Origin of the sequence: Photorhabdus sp. S10-54, from assembly GCF_963878145.1 — a bacterium.
In the GTDB taxonomy this organism is placed as follows: domain Bacteria; phylum Pseudomonadota; class Gammaproteobacteria; order Enterobacterales; family Enterobacteriaceae; genus Photorhabdus; species Photorhabdus kayaii.
The window spans coordinates 106,289-125,042 of sequence record NZ_CAWNXG010000006.1 but is presented as its reverse complement, the minus strand read 5'-3'; the positions used below and the strand labels follow the sequence as shown (position 1 = coordinate 125,042).

The 18,754-nt window shown below is 43.3% G+C and carries 18 protein-coding genes and 1 pseudogene; 16 read left to right on the top strand and 3 right to left on the bottom strand.

Annotation, left to right across the window (positions count from 1 at the left end):
* Positions 1-12 precede the first annotated feature (12 nt).
* The 11 genes and pseudogenes from AACQ83_RS05275 (at position 13) to AACQ83_RS05225 (ending at position 11,998) form a co-directional block, all read left to right on the top strand.
* Positions 13-1,287 (top strand): 8-amino-7-oxononanoate synthase family protein, encoded by a 1,275-nt coding sequence (locus AACQ83_RS05275; RefSeq protein WP_112876732.1) that lies wholly within the window; start codon positions 13-15, stop codon positions 1,285-1,287.
* Positions 1,288-1,346: 59 nt separating this feature from the next.
* Complete coding sequence (locus AACQ83_RS05270) at positions 1,347-1,688, top strand: chorismate mutase (protein ID WP_240000699.1); 342 nt, start codon at positions 1,347-1,349, stop codon at positions 1,686-1,688.
* Positions 1,669-3,744 carry an aminodeoxychorismate synthase component I gene (gene pabB, locus AACQ83_RS05265; RefSeq protein WP_112876730.1) on the top strand — a complete coding sequence of 692 codons (2,076 nt, stop codon included), beginning with the start codon at positions 1,669-1,671 and terminating at the stop codon, positions 3,742-3,744. Before AACQ83_RS05270 ends, pabB begins: the two co-directional genes overlap by 20 nt.
* Entirely contained in the window at positions 3,737-4,624 is an 888-nt protein-coding gene (locus AACQ83_RS05260) for a prephenate dehydrogenase dimerization domain-containing protein (RefSeq protein ID WP_112876729.1), read from the top strand. Before pabB ends, AACQ83_RS05260 begins: the two co-directional genes overlap by 8 nt.
* Positions 4,625-4,644: 20 nt before the next feature.
* Entirely contained in the window at positions 4,645-6,177 is a 1,533-nt protein-coding gene (locus tag AACQ83_RS05255; RefSeq protein WP_112876728.1) for an MFS transporter, read from the top strand.
* A 958-nt stretch (positions 6,178-7,135) separates the two neighbouring features.
* Complete coding sequence (locus AACQ83_RS05250; protein ID WP_112876727.1) at positions 7,136-8,428, top strand: hypothetical protein; 1,293 nt, start codon at positions 7,136-7,138, stop codon at positions 8,426-8,428.
* A gap of 70 nt (positions 8,429-8,498) precedes the next feature.
* Complete coding sequence (locus AACQ83_RS05245; RefSeq protein ID WP_112876726.1) at positions 8,499-8,690, top strand: hypothetical protein; 192 nt, start codon at positions 8,499-8,501, stop codon at positions 8,688-8,690.
* Positions 8,691-9,287: 597 nt separating this feature from the next.
* On the top strand, positions 9,288-10,601 hold the full coding sequence (locus tag AACQ83_RS05240) for a hypothetical protein (protein ID WP_112876725.1): 1,314 nt from the start codon (positions 9,288-9,290) through the stop codon (positions 10,599-10,601).
* 211 nt (positions 10,602-10,812) lie between these two features.
* Positions 10,813-11,040, top strand: a pseudogene (locus AACQ83_RS05235) (helix-turn-helix domain-containing protein); the annotation flags it as partial.
* Positions 11,041-11,174: 134 nt separating this feature from the next.
* Positions 11,175-11,693, top strand: coding sequence for a hypothetical protein (locus tag AACQ83_RS05230; protein WP_112876724.1), 519 nt, complete (start codon positions 11,175-11,177; stop codon positions 11,691-11,693).
* 53 nt (positions 11,694-11,746) lie between these two features.
* Complete coding sequence (locus AACQ83_RS05225) at positions 11,747-11,998, top strand: hypothetical protein (protein ID WP_112876723.1); 252 nt, start codon at positions 11,747-11,749, stop codon at positions 11,996-11,998.
* 131 nt (positions 11,999-12,129) lie between these two features.
* Here the strand turns inward: AACQ83_RS05225 and AACQ83_RS05220 are convergent, their stop codons facing one another.
* Together AACQ83_RS05220 and ygfZ are read right to left on the bottom strand one after the other, a co-directional pair.
* Positions 12,130-12,735, bottom strand: a complete 606-nt coding sequence (locus AACQ83_RS05220) for an HD domain-containing protein (protein ID WP_112876722.1) — start codon at positions 12,733-12,735, stop codon at positions 12,130-12,132.
* A 10-nt stretch (positions 12,736-12,745) separates the two neighbouring features.
* On the bottom strand, positions 12,746-13,738 hold the full coding sequence (ygfZ, locus tag AACQ83_RS05215; RefSeq protein WP_112876721.1) for a tRNA-modifying protein YgfZ: 993 nt from the start codon (positions 13,736-13,738) through the stop codon (positions 12,746-12,748).
* Between the two features lie 176 nt (positions 13,739-13,914).
* Between ygfZ and sdhE the strand changes: the two genes are divergently transcribed.
* Together sdhE and AACQ83_RS05205 are read left to right on the top strand one after the other, a co-directional pair.
* Positions 13,915-14,181: an FAD assembly factor SdhE gene (gene sdhE, locus AACQ83_RS05210; protein ID WP_112876720.1), complete on the top strand. Its 267-nt coding sequence runs from the start codon at positions 13,915-13,917 to the stop codon at positions 14,179-14,181.
* Positions 14,162-14,578: a protein YgfX gene (locus tag AACQ83_RS05205; RefSeq protein ID WP_112876719.1), complete on the top strand. Its 417-nt coding sequence runs from the start codon at positions 14,162-14,164 to the stop codon at positions 14,576-14,578. The genes sdhE and AACQ83_RS05205 overlap by 20 nt, the downstream gene beginning before the upstream one ends.
* 21 nt (positions 14,579-14,599) lie before the next feature.
* Here the strand turns inward: AACQ83_RS05205 and fldB are convergent, their stop codons facing one another.
* Entirely contained in the window at positions 14,600-15,118 is a 519-nt protein-coding gene (gene fldB, locus AACQ83_RS05200; protein WP_112876718.1) for a flavodoxin FldB, read from the bottom strand.
* Positions 15,119-15,225: 107 nt separating this feature from the next.
* Here fldB and xerD point away from each other — a divergent pair, with 107 nt between their 5' ends.
* The 3 genes from xerD to recJ are packed head-to-tail and all read left to right on the top strand — an operon-like array spanning position 15,226 to position 18,601.
* Positions 15,226-16,137 carry a site-specific tyrosine recombinase XerD gene (gene xerD, locus AACQ83_RS05195; RefSeq protein WP_240000698.1) on the top strand — a complete coding sequence of 304 codons (912 nt, stop codon included), beginning with the start codon at positions 15,226-15,228 and terminating at the stop codon, positions 16,135-16,137.
* A 23-nt stretch (positions 16,138-16,160) separates the two neighbouring features.
* A complete protein-coding gene (gene dsbC, locus AACQ83_RS05190) occupies positions 16,161-16,862 on the top strand; it encodes a bifunctional protein-disulfide isomerase/oxidoreductase DsbC (RefSeq protein WP_112876717.1) in 702 nt (233 codons plus the stop codon).
* A 5-nt stretch (positions 16,863-16,867) separates the two neighbouring features.
* Positions 16,868-18,601: a single-stranded-DNA-specific exonuclease RecJ gene (gene recJ / locus AACQ83_RS05185; RefSeq protein WP_112876716.1), complete on the top strand. Its 1,734-nt coding sequence runs from the start codon at positions 16,868-16,870 to the stop codon at positions 18,599-18,601.
* Positions 18,602-18,754: the final 153 nt, after the last annotated feature.

Sequence of the window (18,754 nt, the reverse complement as noted above, 5' to 3'; positions counted from 1 at the left end):
GGAGTCTAGATAATGGATGTAAAACATAAGCAGGACTGGATGACAATTCGCCGGTCACGGACAACCGGCGCCTTAGCGCAAGCTATCGACGAAGGTTTGACCAGTTTCACTGTAGTTGAACGTCAAGGTAAGCAAATTACTACAGAGGAAGGAAAAGTCTTTACTGAATTTGTTTCCTGCTCTTATTTGGGATTAGAACATCATCCTGCCTTAATTGAAGCGGCAAATCAGGCTATGTCCCGCACAGGGATACATTTGTCATCGTCCCGTGGTGCGATGCGCCCACAATATTTGGGGCAATTGGAGAAACTGCTGGAAGAGATTTATCAGGGTGGTGCCGTTGCGGTGTTTACTTCCACCAGTAATGTTCATCTTGGTGTATTGCCGTTATTGGGGAGTGGCTCTCTACCTAACTATCCTCTTTCCCGGCCTGTACATTGGTTGATGGATAAAACTGCTCATGCTTCTATGCAGGTCTTACGCGGTATTCTTGAACAGTTCGGACCGGTATCGCGGGTTGATAGTGCTGATGCACAGTCAGTACAGCAAGCTTTGCAGAACTGTAAGGAGAATCAGCGTACACCTATTCTGTTGATTGATGGTATTGGTTCAATGAATGGTTTAATTCCGGTTGCGGAATTAACGCGACAATTGGCTGCTGCTGGAGGCTATGTCTATGTAGATGATGCTCATGGTATTTCCATTATGGGGCGTTATGGCGCGGGTTATGCCTTTGCTGCACTTGACCATATTTTGCCATCCAACCTCATACTTGCAGGTTCATTATCCAAAGCATTTGGTGGCGCCGGGGGTTTTGTGGTGGTTGCAGGTGCCGATGATGTCGAAGTGATTAGTACTTTAGCGAATCCTCTGGTTTTTGGTCATTCGATTATGGTGCCGATGTTGGCAGCTAACGTTGCCTCTGCAAGACTTCATCTCAGCCTTGAGATAGAAATCCGGCAGGAGCAGTTATGGAAAAACATTAATCTGTTTGATTCTCTGATGGAGAACAGTTTGATGAATGCGGGTGTGCAATCTCCCGTTCGCGGCGCTTTATTCGAAAATGAAGCGGAAGGGCTTGAAGCTGCTCGTTTGCTGCGTGACAATGGTATCTTATTATTCCCGGTATTTTATCCACTGGTCCCGGATGGCAATGCAATGTTGCGCTTTGCTTTCTCTAGTGAGCATAAGGCAGGTGAAATCAAGCAGCTAGCAAATACCTTATTTGAAATAAGGGAAAAAGGGCTGAATTGGGTTGAGCCACAGGCTGTAGTTCCACAGGTATAAATCACCAGCTTACCGATAAAGAAGATAATTGAAATAAATCAGTGACGAAGATCAAATATATGACTCAAGCAATAATAAATAAACAGGACATATTACAACCTTACAGGGAATCTCTGGATGTTATTAATATGCAGATTCTGGCTCTTCTTTCTGAACGTATGAAAGTCTGCATGAAAATCGCTGAGGTAAAAGCGGAACAGGATATTCCGATGATGCAGCTACAACGTATTACCTCGTTACTGGATATGTTGCGGGATAAATCAACAGATTTTGGGTTACGGCCTGAATATACTGAATCAATATTCCAACTGGTTATCGAAGAGGCTTGCCGTCGAGAAGAAGAGCTGATTGACCAGTTGTTACACGAGAAAGTAAAAAATAATGAAAATACTGCTCATTGATAATTATGATTCCTTTACGCAAAACATTGCTCAATATCTGTATGAAGTGACGGGCAGTGTGCCGTCCGTAGTCACTAATTCTTTGACTTATAAAGAGTTAATGATAGACGAATATGATGCGGTAGTCCTTTCTCCAGGGCCAGGACATCCGGCTGAAAGCAGTGATTTTGGGGTCTGTGCTGAAGTTATTGCACGTGCCAAAGTGCCACTGTTGGGTATTTGTCTCGGTCATCAGGGTATTAGCCTGGCATTTGGCGGCTGTGTAGAACATGCCCCCAATCCGGTACATGGCTATCGCAGTCGCATCAGGAACACCGGAGAAGGATTATTCCTCGGTTTGCCTGAACAGTTTGAAGTGGTCAGATATCACTCGTTGGTATGTACCCGGTTGCCTGACAGTCTAAAATGTACTGCCTGGACTGATGATGGCTTAATCATGGCAATTGAGCACACCGAAAGGCCGATCTGGGGGGTTCAATTTCATCCTGAATCGATTGATTCTGAATATGGGCGTGAGCTACTTAGTAATTTCGTGCGGATAGCGGAGACGTATAAAGAGAATAACGAACAGGAAGTTACCGCTCAGAATATATGTACTGATGTCAATGAGGCCTATCTTGCAGTAGGTGGAAGACAATATCTCAACCTGAATTATCGTGAGTGTAAGGAGATAGTCGATCCTGAATCCTTGTTCATTCAACGCTATGGCAATGATACACATGCTTTCTGGCTTGATAGTGAAAATTCTGATAGACCCAATGCCCGCTTCTCAATTATTGGAAGCGGTAATGAACAGGGCGCTATCAGGCTTGAATACTGTGTACAGACGGAGAGTTTGCGTTTAACCGGTCCTGATGGCGAGAGGATTGTTCAGGGAGATTTTTTCTCACTGATGTCTGAGTTGCTTGATATGGTGGAAATTTTGACACCAAAATCGATGCCATTTGTATTTAAAGGCGGATTTGTCGGTTATTTAGGATATGAATTAAAGGCGCTGACAATTGGCAGCAACAAATACCGTTCAAAACATCCTGATGCCAGCTTAATATTTACTCCGCATTTTTTTGTATTCGATCATCAGCAAAATAAACTTTATGAATGTTTTATCACACCGATAGGGCAGCCACATAATTGGTCACCGGAACTTTTAGTTACCATTGCAAAAAATACCGGTGAAGTGATACCTGATTTTATTCCCGGTGCTATCGATCAGAATAAAATTTGTCTGGAATATGGAGCTGAGAAGTATATGGATGGAATCCGTAAATCACTCCAATACATCACAGATGGTGAGTCCTATGAAATCTGTCTGACGAATAGGGCAAAGATGACTTATTCAGGGCATCCATTGGACGCTTATCGACGTATGCGTCATGCCAGCCCTGTACCTTATGGCGCTTATTTAGCCTGTGGGGATTTTTCTGTACTCAGCGCATCACCAGAAACGTTTTTACGTATTGATGAGGCCAGAAATATTGAATCCAGGCCGATTAAGGGGACCCGGCCACGAGGAAAAACGGTAGCAGATGATCAGTGTTTGCGGCTGGAATTGAGTCAGTCCACTAAGGACAGAGCAGAAAATCTGATGATAGTGGACTTGGTGCGTCATGATCTTAATCAGGTATGTCGTCCAGGCAGTGTGCATGTACCTGAATTATTTAAAGTTGAGAGTTTCTCTTCTGTACATCAATTGGTTTCGACCATACGCGGTGAGTTATGTGAAGAAACGTCATCGATGGAGGCTATCCGGGCATGTTTTCCTGGAGGATCAATGACCGGAGCGCCGAAGAAGCGCACGATGGAGATTATTGACACGTTGGAGTCATCGGCACGCGGTGTTTATTCCGGCGCGCTTGGATGGTTGTCTTTCAGTGGTGAAGTGGAATTGAGCATTGTGATACGTACAGCTGTGTTACATCAAGAGTGTGCTGAATTTGGCATTGGGGGTGCAATTGTTGCTCACTCTGATCCTTATGGCGAATTTGAAGAGACATTGGTCAAAGCTAGTGTGCCCTATTTCAGTTTTAGTCATATGGAGGAGGAAATGTGTGAGTAACCATAAAGTGGTCATTCTTGGTGGGCAAGGTGCTATTGGTTCTTTATTAGAGCGCCTTTTTACTCGCTGTGGTTACATTGTATACAGTGTTGACAAACGAACGCAGGGAGTGCGTTCTCATCACTATCATTCTTATTACTACCAGATTGATATCTTAAATCCGGCTGCTGATGCTGGAGCGGTTTTTAGTGGGGCAAAGGCGGTAGTCTTTGCCTTACCGGAAGCCGTTGCCATACAAGCATTGCCTTGGGTGTTATCTGCTATTGGTGGTGATGTACAGATCGTGTCAACCTGTTCAGTTCAGGCCCCTTTCTATTCTGCATTAAGAGCTGCCGCCCCCGGGCAGCCCTTCATTGGTGTTAACCCGATGTTCTCGCCATCTTTGCCGGAACAAAAAAGGCCAGTTGCAGTCATTCTCGATAACTGTCATGTTAGTGAACATTGGATTGAGCGGGTATTGATGCAGGCTGATATGCGTATCAGTAGGATGACACCGGAGGAACACGATCGGGTTATGGCGCTTTGTCAGGCTTTGCCCCATGCCGCGATACTGATTTTTGGCTTGGTGTTGGCGAAAAGCCCGTTAGATATTCGTACCTTGGCAACTATTGCGCCACCGCCCATGCGTACAATGCTGGCGTTATTATCAAGGATCTTACGCAATCCAATAGAAGTGTACTGGGACGTTCAATATGAAAATCCGATGGCTGCTGAACCGCGTCAGGAATTGTTGCATGCCATACAACAGTTAGATTCGATAGTACAGGCTGGCGATCAAACTGAATTTGGCTATAACCTCAGAGATATTGCGCAACAACTGGGGGAACAGCTTGATATCAGTGCTGCTGATTGCCAGCATATTTTTTCAACGCTTGAATGATATAGAAAGGAGTTGAGGGGATGTCGTTAAATAGAGTTGCTGAGGCTAACGGGCGGGCAGGACTCAGAAATTGGCTGGGATTACTGATATTGATGTTACCAGTTTTATTGGTGACTGTGGACAATACGATCTTAAGTTTTGCTTTACCAAAAATAGCTGAAGCTCTGGGACCCAGTGCAAGCCAGCAATTATGGATAATTGATGCTTATTCATTGGCATTGGCTGGTTTGCTGGTATCAATGGGAAGTATTGGTGATCGTGTTGGTCATCGTTCATTACTGTTATTTGGATCTTTGGGATTCACGGTTATTTCGGTGTTCACGGCACTGTCAACTTCACCTGAACAATTGATTTTAGGGCGAGCCGTACTTGGATTTTTTGGTGCGATGCTGATGCCTTCAACTTTGGCTTTGATCAGCGTTCTTTTTGAGGATCGTGAACAGCGTCGATTGGCTGTTGCTATCTGGGCGACAACATTAACTATTGGTTCGGCCTTAGGTCCCGTAGTGGGTGGTGTTCTATTACAATTCTTCGATTGGAGTTCAATTTTTCTCTTGGCAGTACCGGTATTAGTGCCATTGTTGATCTTCGGACCGATGTTATTGCCAGAGTCCGATAAAAAACAGACGGGCATTATCGATGTGTATAGCGTTCTGTTATCGATCGTTGCTATGGTTGGTATTGTTTACGCGATTAAACACCTTGCCAGTGATGGGTTTGAAATAAGTGTAATACTCGAACTGTCGGTTGGTCTTATTGCTGGCGTGCTATTTGTTCGCCGACAACATCGTCTGCCTGTGCCGTTGATGGATATTTCCCTGTTCCGCAATGGTATGTTCACTGGTTCGATTATTGTTAACTTACTGAGTTTGGCATTGCTGGTTGGTTTTGTCTTTTTTGCCACACAGGTCTTGCAAATTGTACTCGGTATGAAACCGATTCTGGCTAGTCTGGCATTGGTTCCTGGACAAATAATGGCAATTGTTATGGGTATGGCGATAGTGCCTATTGCTCAACGGGTGCCTGCTCATTATCTGGTGCCAATTTTGCTGAGTGTTGCAGGTATTGCATTTCTTCTGGTAGCGAGTATCGGCAGTGATTTAGTCACTCTGATTGTTGCTTTCGCATTATTAGATATTAGTGTGGGAGCAATTGCTTCGGTGTCTAACGATTTGGTGCTTTCGTCAGTACCCTCCTCTAAAGCAGGAGCGGCATCATCAATAAGCGAAACGGCTTATGAAGTGGGTGTTGTACTTGGCACGACTATTCTGGGGGGATTGGTCACGGCTTTCTATCGTATAACATTGCAATTACCAAATGAGATCTCTCAGGAACAGACGGGATTAGCTTTAGAGACTTTAGCGGGAGCTTACGTTGTAGCGAATTCATTAGCTGAATCAGAGGGGCAGAAGCTGATGACAGCGGCGGCGGAATCATTCACCAGCGCTATTCATATGATGAGCTGGATGACAGTGGTATTGACCGCAGGAGTGGTATTGCTCGCTTGGCGTTTGCTGAAAGCTCCGCAGAAAGAACAGGTGCTTGAGTATTGATAGTTTTATGTGCAGCCATTGAAAATGGCTGCACTGCATCGTGATAATTATTGATCTAGTTCTATTGTTTGATTCAGTTATTTTGATTTATACCCGTCATCTTTCAAGCTGCCTCTTTGTTGGCTGTACTCACTCACCCCGGTCACATCGTTATCTACGCTCCCGGGGATTCATTCCCTTGCCGTCGCGATGCAACTTGAAATCCATAGGGTATATTGCCTATTTCATTAGGGGTTTTTTATTTACTTTTTTATCGGTCATTTAAGCGTTTATTTGTAAGAAATCTTCTTATTGTAAAGAGAGTTATTTTCTACTTTTAATTTAAATTATATTCATAATTTCATTATTCAATAATATCTATGGATTTATATCTTATGGTGATTTTTGAAAATACAATTATACTTGTTGTTTTTATTTGTATTTTCTAATAATACCTCATGAGATAAGTATAAAATTGAAATTTTAATTAGTATCTATTAAAAGGTAGTGATATATAACAGAAATATTCTCCATAATTAATGGAAAAAATGAGAATTTACATTAATATTTTAAATTGTGTAATTTCAATGTTGTATTTAATTGATTTCTGTAAAGTGAATAAATATTTACCTAATTAATTCTCGTTGGAATTATCTTTCTGGCCTACCTGTTGTTGAAGTAGCTGTATATTTTGCCAGAAAAAATCGGTGCTTTCGTTATGGCTAATTTTGACTATTAGCAATTTAGTGACATAACCGGTAGGGATAGCAATAGAGACTTTGGAACTTGGTTAAATGGATAATTGATATATGAAGTTATTCTAAATGTATATACCCTATGGATTCCAAGTTGCATCGCGACGGCAAGGGAATGAATCCCCGGGAGCGTAGATAACGATGTGACCGGGGTGAGTGAGTGCAGCCAACAAAGAGGCAACTTCAAAGATGACGGGTATAAATTTAAACTCAGGAGAATTCTCATGGATAAAATAAGAACGGTTGCTGAGACTTTGGCAATATTACATCAGTATCATCATCTGATTGGTGTAGAACGACAGCCAAAACAACTTAAGACCTTGGATTTTGACGGCAAGGTAATATTCTCCAACGATCCAGAAACAGCGACTGTGCCACCTGCATTTTTTACAGTACAAACTATACAAGAGTTGAAAGCGCTCGGCGGTGTACCTGACCGTGAGTACGGCCCTGGCAAAATGAAACCCCATCATACGTTACCGGAGCCGTTTTCTGCTGAACGGCTGGCAAATGTTTCTGGTAATCATATTGATCTGTGCAAAGCTTTTAGGGCCTATATCTATAGTGATTCTGCTTTAGTCAAAGATTATGAAGAAATGCTTAATGCTAAGCGCTTCCCGATGAAGGTTGCGTTATACAGTGGCGAGAAAATGACTATCTCCTCCGATAATCCATTGGTTGTTGAAGATAAAGATGATTATGGTGAACCGGTTGTCTTGATGTATGAGCAGATAATCATTGAACCGGGAGGTCAAATTATTTACCGCACTAATGGTCGAATCGAAGCTAACACTATTGTAGGGAATGAAAATACTGGAAAGGAGAATGTTGTCAATAGAGGCAGTAATGGCACCGATGGTCTTGATGGCGCACCAGGAAATCAAGGGGCTAATGGCAGTGATGGTAAAGATGGTACAGATAGTAAAAATGGCTGCTTAATTAACGCCACATCAGGTACTGATGGAGCCAGCGGTTCTGTCGGAGGATTAGGGGGGGATGGTGCAGCGGCTGGAAATGCGAATGACCTGACTATTACTAGTCAATCTCTTACTGGAACAATAAATGCGGCAACGATAGGTGGTAATGGTGGTAACGGTGGAAGAGGCGGTCTTGGGGGACGTGGGGGTAATGGGGGTAATGGAGGTAATTGGGGCAATGAAACAATCAAGTGGTGTCCTGCTGGGGAGGCAGGAAATGGGGGCGCTGGAGGAAATGGAGGGAATGGAGGCAGGGGGGGGAAAGGTGGGGACAGTGGTAACATATATATTAATTACTCTGACGGTGGTCCAGTACTTCAGGTTATGTCAATTAATGGTCTTGGTGGGGAAGGTGGGAAGGCCGGTTGGGGAGGAATAGGGGGTGAACCTGGAAATAGTACCAGAGTACTCGGTGTACATGGTTTGTCGGGAGCCTATGGTAAAGATGGTCTTAAAGGAGAATTTGGAGATGACGGTAACACCGGTAAGATATATGTCAACGGTCATGAACGGGAATCTGATCGGAAACTTAATCGCTAGTAGTGCCGCAATCAGACGGGTCTGAACGACGATAAATAAGGGGAAATAGGGTCAGATCTTGGTTTTGCTTATGTTCAAGTGGTTTACATTATTAATTACTGAATACTTATTGGGGCTGGCCTTGCTGGTTGGCTTCGTTTTTCGCCACTCAGGTTTTACAAGTGTACTGAGTATGAAGCCGATTTTGCATTGGTTCCTGGGTAAATTAATGGCGATTGTTATCGGCATGGCAATAGTGCCTGTTGCTCAATGTGATTTTTGAAGAATATAATCATGATTATTATCTTTTATTTGTATTTCCTAATAATACTTAATGAGACAAATATAAAATTGAAATATTTAGTCAGCACGTATTAAAAGATCGTGATGTATCACAGAAATATTCTCTTTAATTAATGAAAAAAGTGGGAAATTACATTAATATTTTAAATTGTGTCATTTAAATATCGCATTCAATCGCTTTCTGTAATGTGAATAAATACTTACCTAATTGATTCTTATGGAAATTATTTTTCTGGCCTACCCGTTGTTGAAATGCTTACATCCTTTGCCAGAAAAAATCGATGTCTCCACTATGGCTAATCTGGTAATTAGCCAGGGGCAATATTCTGGCTATTAGTAATTTAGTGTCACAATCGGTAGTGATAGCAGTTGATACTTTGGAGCTTGGTTAAATGAACAACTGATATATAAAGTTATCCTAACTGTATATACCCTATGGATTTCAAGATGCATCGCGACGGCAAGGGAGCGAATCCCCGGGAGCATAGGTAACTATGTGACCGAAGTGAGAGAGTGCAGCCAACAAAGAGGCAACTTGAAAGATAACGGGTATAAATTTAAACTTTGGAGAATATCTATGGATAAAATAAGAACGGTTGCTGAAACTTTGGCAATATTACATCAGAATTATCATCTGATTGGTGTAGAACGGCAGCCAAAGCAACTTAAGACCTCGGATTTTGACGGCAAGGTAATATTCTCTAACGATCCGAAGACCGCGACTGTGCCACCTGCGTTTTTTACGGTACAAACCATACAAGAGCTGAAGGCACTCGGAGGTATACCTGACAGCGAGTACGGCCCTGGCAAAATGGAACCCCATCATCCGTTACCTGAACCGTTTTCTGCTGAACGATTGGCAAATGTCACGGGTTATCATATTGATTTGTGTAAAGCTTTTAGGGCCTATATCTATAGTAATTCTGCTTTAGTCAAAGATTATGAGGAAATGCTTAATGCTAAGCGTTTCCCGGTGAAGGTTGCGTTATACGTTGGCGAAAAAATCACTGTTACCGCAGATGCACCATTGCTTGTTGAAGATAAAGATGATTATGGCGAACCCGTTGTCTTGGTATATGACCAGATAATCATTGAACCGGGAGGTCAAATTATTTACCGCACTAATGGTAAGATCGAAGCTAATACTGTTGTAGGGAACGGCAATGATGATAAAAAGCAGAGCATTATCAGTAAAGGCTCTGATGGAGACGATGGTTTTGAGGGTGAACAGGGAAGTAATGGGGTTAATGGCAGCAATGGTAATATTGGTTCAGAGAATAAACATGGTTGCTCTGTTAAATCCACACCAGGTACTGATGCAACTGGCGGTTCTTCGGGAGCGCAAGGGATGGATGGCAAAAGAGCTGGCAGTGCAAATGACGTAATTATTAATGTTGACATTTTTACTGGAGTAGTCAATGCGGCATCGATAGGTGGTAAGGGTGGAAAGGGTGGATATGGCGGTAATGGAGGGAACGGTGGGAATGGTGGAAATGGAGGATCTGCAACAAACAAATGTAGTGCTGGATATGGAGGAAGGGGAGGAGATGGCGGTAATGGAGGGGATGGAGGTAATGGGGGTAACGGTGGGGACAGTGGTAACATATATATTAATTTCACTCAGGGTCAGCCAGTAATTAATGCTCTGTCATATAGAGGTGATGGCGGTAATGGAGGGGTAGGTGGTAAGGGAGGAATAGGCGGAGCAGGTGGGGTAGGTGGCGTTGGTAATAGAGGATTAAATAGTAATGGTCATCCCGGAGTATCTGGTGAAGCTGGTATTGATGGAAAATCCGGCAATGCAGGGACTTCTGGCAAGGTATATGTTAACGGTAATGTAGGGAATCATAGTGATAATCATACTTTAGACTGGCTTGAAGACTATAAATAAGGGGAATGGGTTCATATTTTCCGTATCGTTTGTGGCAAGGTTTACTTGCGACAACGAAGATGTGTTCATAAATAACTCTTTTTTTATCGTTATAGATCATACGGTAAATTTCGTGATGGAGTTGTACATCTAATAATTGTTTTCCACTGGTCAGTTATTTGTATTTCATAATGCATTTTCCTTTGGGTGGAAAGATGCTGAAGTATAGCAACTGACCGAAACAGAAAGATACCAGATTTCCAGTTTAAAAGAAGCCGGTTTTTCACAGTTTTTCATTGCTGAATCATTTAAGCGAAGCCCGTCGACCATCAGCAGAGAATTGAAGAGAAATCAAGAAGTCCAGATATACTGCCCTGAACAGGCTCATTTGAAGGTATTGGCTCGTCGTCATTTTGCAAAGAAAGCCGTGAAAATAACGCCGGAAGTAAATTGGTCAAAGATTATGAAGAAATGCTTAATGCTAAGCGTTTTCCGATGAAAGTTGCGTTATATAGTGGCGAAAACATCACTGTTACTGAAAGTAATCCATTGATTATTAAAGATAAATAACACTCTGGTGAACTGGTTGTCTTGGTGTACAACCAGATAACCATTGAACCGGAAGGCAAAATTATTTGCTACACCAACGGTAGGATTGAAGCGAATATCATTCAAGGGGTTGGAAACGGTCCACAGCACTTTATCAGTAAAGGGCTTGATGGAGAAATTGGTGCTCCTGGTGCAACTGGAAATAGCGGAACTGATGGCGTTGAGGGTTCACCTGGTCGTCAGAATAAACATACCTGTCTAATTTCCCCTACATCAGGTACTGATGGAATTAAAGGTTCTTCGGGAGCGCAGGGATCGGGTGGCGCACCAGGTGGAGAGGGGCCGAGACTAACTGTCGTATGTGATAATGTGGATGGGCAGGTAGAGTTGTGGTCGGCGGGTAGTGATGGTGGCATGGGGGGGATGGTAGTTTTTATGGTAATGTTGCTGATTATAATCATTATCTTACTGTTGGCACACTGTGCCAGCCTGCGATTGGAGGGTGCGGAGGAGATGGAGGGGATGGGGGTAATGGAGGTTGTAGTGGAGATGGGGGTGACATAGATTTTAGCTATTCTACTGGTAAACCACACATTATTAGTTGGTCAGTACCAGGCATGGGAGCACCTGGCGGTAAGGGAGGATATGCAGGGAAAGGCGGTGATGGTGGTATCGGTAATATCAGACAGAGTAAGGGTGGAGACGTAAGTCAAAATGTAGCTTGTTCCGGAAAGGCGGGTAAAAAGGGTAAGAATGGATTGTTAGGTGGGGAAGGAAAGGATGGGCGGATATATGTCAACGGCAAATTGAGAGAGATGAATCCAAATGCATTGCCGCTTTCTGAGAAAGAACTGTCTGGAAACAAGTAGATTAGGGATAGTGAGATCATCGAGGTGAAATATAAGGTTTTTCATCAAAACAACTGTAGTCTGTAATTAACTCAGTGCACCGTATGGTTAATATGTGCACTGAATTTGTAGTGTAAAATTTTCGAGAAAAGTTATTTCAACCAACCTTTCTTCTGTGCGATTTCCAGTTGTGGCAGCAGATATTGCCATAATTCAGGATAGGCATCGGCAATGAATTTATTGCGGCTAATCACTTGCTCAAAACGAATACCGTCTTCTACCCAACTTTGCCCTTTATTATACAGATTCATCAGCATCGGCATTAGTCTATCCAGCGTAAGAGCAAAACGGGCGTCTTGGCTTTCTGCTGCTTCATACTCTTGCCAAAGTGACATAAAATGATTTTTCTGTGGTTCGGGGAGTAAACCAAAAAGACGGTCGGCGGCTTTGATTTCCTGTTCATGAATAGCTTCACGGGCTGCTAAATCGTAAACCATGACATCACCCGCATCAATTTCTACAATATCGTGAATTAATGCCATTTGAATAACCCGCTGGATATCCACCTCTTTTACATAGGGTGCAAAACTCATTGCGGCGATAGCAAAATGCCAACTATGCTCGGCTGAATTTTCCCGACGATGGTTATCCAGTAACTTAGTCCGCCGTTGAACTTTTTTCAGCTTATCTAACTCCATCAAAAAACCGATGACATTCGTAAAAGGGCCAAAATCAACGGTAGGTACTGCTAACGACATATAAACCTCATTAATTATTTTTTTCATCAAGAGAATAAGGCAGAGGCTGAATGGTGAGTGAATGCCCTTCATCGTCACGGACACGGAATACACTATGACTTTCCATATCATTATTCATGACGATTTGTACCCAGACACTATTATCATTCAACTTAACGGCAGCCAAAACGGTACCCGTTCTCCGCCACTTATCCCCTAATTGCCATTCCAAATCATCTCCAGCCATAGGCGTTTTGGCGGCATTGCCAGCCAGCCAGTACATGGCACGTTTATTTGCTCCGCGGTATTTAGCACGGGCTACCATTTCCTGACCGGTATAACACCCTTTTTTAAAGCATATCCCTCCTGCCAATGCCTGAAGGTTAGTTGCTTGGGGAATAAACTGTGCACTATTTGCTGCATCAATGACCGGGAAGCCTGCTTCAATATCCAGAGCTAACCACTGTTCGCTGTTATTAAGTTGAGCTTGAAGTTTTTCTGTTAACTGCTCAGCGGTTGCGGTGTTTGTTACCAAGAGGAAACGTTCAGACGGCAAGGTAAAGTGGAGCAAAGTCGTAGTTTCATGTGCAACGACAGCGTTATCAGCATCCGGCAGAGTTGGGAAGAAGCTGCTTAATGCTTCCCGGCAGTTTTTACCTGCAACACCGAGCAGTACCGCGTTTTCATCCTGAACTAGTGTAATTTTAGAGAATACGGCATATTTTTTCAGTTCTGTAAGCTGATTTTCCAGCACACTGCGACGCTCAATATAAGCAAGGCTTTCACCACGATGGAAGAGGCGCAGATTACTCCACATTTTACCCTTTGCGTCACAATGCGCACTAAGCACATGCTGATTCGTTGCAAGTGCGGAAATATCTGCTGTAACCTGACCTTGTAGATATTTTTCTGCATCCGGTCCAGTTGCTGCTACCAGTCCCCAGTCATCTAGAGATATTAACGTCAGGGGAAGGATTGATGAAGACAATGGAGATTGTGAAGAAAATGGAGTTTTATAAGCCATGACACATCCTGCCAGTCAGATATTTGAGCTAATGATGCATAATGGTAAAAGAGTTGAAGCACAATGCAAGTAGTTATTATTGCTATTAGCTGGCATGATGCATCAGTTTGCCGGGCGACTTATATGGCTAATGGTGTTAAAACAAACAATGAGAATTAAAAGGGGATCTTTTGAACATGGATATTGATAATAAGGCACGTATTCATTGGGCATGCCGGCGTGGAATGCGTGAGCTGGATATTTCAATTATGCCGTTTTTTAAGTATGAATATGACTCGCTCAGCGATGATGATAAACGACTTTTTATTCACTTACTTGAATGTGCTGATCCTGATCTGTTCAACTGGCTAATGAATCATGGGCGTCCAGAAGATGAAGAGTTATTTCGCATGATTAAACTTATTCAGAATAGAAATAAAGATCGTGGTCCTGTGGAAATGTGATCTCAGGGTATCTTGGCATACCCAGCTAATTTCTACCTGTGTTCATGGTGCAATAGCGCTTATCGTACTACTTGCTCCGTGGCCTGCGGATGACGCTATTTTCTGGATTTTCTGGCTCCCTTTAGTACTGTTGATTATTGCCAGTTGGGGGCGTAGCCAGAAAAATATCCGTAAATCACAAGGGCTTTTAGTTCTGCTCAGTGATAATAAGTTGCAATGGAAGAAGCATGAGTGGCTAATTATCCGACGACCATGGCTGTGTCGTTATGGCGTATTAATTACGGCTCAATCTTTTTATAACCAGAAAAAAATCCGCTTATGGGTCGCATCCGATGGTATGTCACAGGATGAATGGAGGCATATTAATCAACTATTGTTGCAATATCCTGATATCTGATTGAGCTGAAATTTTCCTGACTTAAAGCAGAGGCTCCATTTCTTGCAGGATTTGCATACACCATTGCGATAAACGATCATCAGTTTGTTCATACTGGTTTACGTCATCTAATGCCAGCCCGACAAATTGTGAGCCATTATCCGTTAATGGTTTCGGGCTGGTAAATTCATAACCTTCGGTCGGCCAGAAGCCAATGAAATGTACACCTGAAGGGCGTAAATGGTGATATAGCATACCGAGAGCGTCAAGAAACCAATCGCTATAATCAATTTGATCCCCCATACCATACATGGCGACAATTTTCCCCTGTAAATCGAGGGAAGGAATTTGATCCCAAATAACCAGCCAATCTTCCTGTAATTCACCAAAATCCCATGTTGGGATACCGAGAATCAGCACAGAGTACTCTTCCATTAATTCAGGTGTTGTCTCTTTGATATTGTGGAGATCAACTAAATCTTCACCGAGGATATCGCGGATTTTCTCTGCTACCATCTCGGTGTAGCAGGTGCTGGAGCCGTAAAAAAGACCAATCTTCATCATTAATCATTATGGTTTTTGAATATCTGGATTGGCATTGTAACAGAATAATTGCTTTTTCAGGCATAATAGCCAGCAGAGATGTACAGATTTAAGGAAAGTATTTCGTGTCAAAACAACCAACTCAGTTGACTAATCCACTGATAGAACAATTTCTTGATGCTATCTGGTTAGAACATGATCTTGCGGAAAATACGCTTGCTTCTTACCGGTTGGATTTGCAGGCATTGGATAACTGGTTGATACATCATGGTCATAATTTATTATCTGTCCAAATGATAGATTTGCACTCTTTTCTGGCAGAACGCGTGGATGGAGGATATAAAGCCAGTAGTTCGGCGCGTTTACTCAGTGCCATGCGCCAATTGTTTCTCTATTTTTATCGGGAAAAAATGCGGGAGGATGATCCGACAGCACTGTTGTCTGCACCGAAATTACCAAAGCGATTGCCTAAAGATTTAAGTGAAAAGCAGGTAGAAGATCTACTTAATGCGCCCTGTACAGATCAGCCGGTAGAGTTAAGGGATAAAGCCATGCTTGAAGTGCTTTATGCCTGTGGTTTGCGGGTATCTGAGTTAGTGGGATTGACACTTTCCGATGTCAGTTTGCGTCAAGGCGTGGTGAGAGTGATTGGTAAAGGGAATAAAGAACGGTTAGTGCCTTTAGGGGAAGAAGCAATTTATTGGCTAGAGAATTATCTGGAATATGGGAGAGTTGGGCTGCTAAATGGTGCAACGTTGGATGTCCTTTTTCCTAGCAACCGAGGGCGCCAAATGACCCGACAGACATTCTGGTATCGTATTAAACATTATGCGCTGCTGGCTGGAATCGATACTGAACGGTTATCTCCCCATGTTTTACGTCATGCATTCGCCACGCATTTGCTTAATCATGGCGCTGATTTGCGAGTTGTGCAGATGTTATTGGGGCATAGTGATCTATCTACAACACAAATATATACTCATGTAGCAACAGAACGGCTCAAATTGCTACATCAACAACATCATCCGCGTGGGTGAGCACGGATTTAAAGGAACCGAAAATGAAAAAAAGCGTGTTATGTTTCCCTCTTTTGCTGGCCTGGTTTAATGGAAATGCGTTTGCTGATGATGGTGCTGTCCATAGAACAATGCAGAAACTAGGGATAAAAGCAGAAAACATCCAGCCATCACCTATTGTTGGTTTAAATACGGTAGTGACCGAGCAAGGGATCATTTATCTATCTGATGACGGGAAATATTTATTGCAAGGGCCAATTTATGATGTCAGTGGTAGCTCTCCTGTGAATGTCAGTAATCAATTGTTGATGAAAAAGCTGGAAGCAATGACAGATCAAATGATCATCTACAAAGCGCCAAAAGAGAAGCATGTCGTTACCGTTTTCACGGATATTACCTGTGGTTACTGCCATAAATTGCATGAAAACATGCAAGAGTATAATAAACTGGGTATTACTGTGCGCTATCTGGCGTTTCCCCGTCAGGGTATGCAGCACCAATCTGCTAAAGATATGCAATCTATCTGGTGTAGCGCAACACCGCAGAAATCATTAGATGCTGCGTTTAAAAATGAAGATGTTTCGCCAATTAAGAGCTGTAAAGTGGATATTGCTAACCATTACAAATTGGGTCTCCAGTTTGGCGTCCAAGGAACGCCGGCGATTGTCCTTAAGGATGGCAGTCTGTTAGGTGGATATATGCCGCCAGAGGCTTTGGCAGCGGCACTGGCGCAACGTGGTAAATAAGTTTAGTGAATATTGAAACACAACTTCGCCGCCGTCCGGCGGTGAATGACAGTCACCTTCCACAACAGATTCATCCATTACTGCGTCGCTTATATGCCATTCGTGGTATCCAGCAAGCTAATGAATTGGAGCGTGGTGTTCAAGGGTTATTGAATTATCAGCATCTGAGTGGTGTGGAACAGGCGGTGTCACTCTTGTTGACTGCACTTCATGAACACTGGCGTATCGTTATTGTCGGTGATTTTGATGCTGATGGGGCAACTAGCACGGCATTGGCAATCCGATCATTACGCTCGATGGGATATCGCCATCTGGATTATCTGGTACCAAATCGTTTTGACGATGGTTATGGTTTAAGCTCACAGGTGGTAGAAGAGGTCGTTAAAAAAGGCGCTGACCTGATTATTACCGTGGATAATGGTATCTCTTCCCATGAAGGGGTTGCGGCTGCCCATCAGCACCGTATGAAAGTGATTGTCACGGATCATCACTTGCCGGGTGACGTTTTGCCAGCGGCTGATGCCATTATTAATCCTAATCTTGCCGATTGTTCGTTCCCGTCTAAATCATTGGCCGGAGTGGGTGTCACATTTTATCTGATGTCTGCCTTAAGGGCGGCGCTGAGGAAAGATCAGTGGTTTGAAAAGCAAGGAATTGCGCTGCCGAATCTGGCCGAGATGTTGGATTTGGTTGCGCTAGGAACTGTTGCCGATGTTGTACCTTTAGATACCAATAACCGGATTCTGGTTTATCAGGGCTTGAACCGGATTCGTGCAGGACGTTGTTGTGTGGGGATACGTGCATTATTGGAAATTTCCAGCCGTGATGCTTATAAGCTGACAGCCAGCGATTTGGGTTTTTTTCTGGGGCCAAGACTGAATGCCGCTGGTCGCCTTGATGATATGTCCATTGGCGTCACTTTATTGCTAACTGACGACATAGCAAAGGCGCGTCAGATAGCTTGTGAACTGGACGGTCTTAACCAGACTCGGCGTGAAATAGAGCAGGGAATGCAGCAGGAAGCACTGCAAATCTGTGACAAACTTGAACGTACCAGCACTGAACTGCCTTATGGGCTAGCGCTCTATCATCCAGAATGGCATCAAGGGGTAGTTGGAATTTTGGCTTCCCGGATTAAAGAGCGTTTTCATCGGCCTGTTATCGCTTTTGCACCGGCCGGTGACGGTATTTTGAAAGGTTCTGGTCGTTCAGTGCAGGGATTGCATATGCGTGATGCGCTTGAGCGGCTTGATACTTTGCATCCGGGGTTGATACTTAAATTTGGTGGTCATGCAATGGCGGCCGGTTTGTCACTTGAACAGGATAAATTCGAACAATTTCAGTATCACTTTTCTACGCTAATGGCGGATTGGTTAGATATTTCGCAACTTGAAGGTGTTATCTGGAGTGATGGTGAATTAGCAATTAATGAACTGTCATTGGACATTGCAGAAATGTTGCGTGATGGCGGCCCTTGGGGGCAGGCATTCCCGGAGCCTATTTTTGACGGTAAATTCAAACTACTGCAACAGCGCATTGTTGGAGAGCGTCATTTAAAAGTGATAGTGGAGCCATTAAACGGTGGGCCGATGCTGGATGGTATTGCGTTCAATATCGATCCTACCCGCTGGCCAGATAACAGTGTTCGCGAAGTAGAACTTGCCTATAAACTAGATGTTAATGAATTTCGTGGCAACCGTAATGTACAGCTTTTGATCCAACATCTCTGGCCTTATTAACCGTTTGATTAGCAGGTAGTCAGTCATTGTCACGTACTCTCGTATGAATACGTGACAAATCTGTTGAAGTGCTATAAACCCTGTGCCGAATCCGCTACAATACGCGGTTCGAAAATTATCCATTTATCTCCGACTACACAACGTAAGACACTA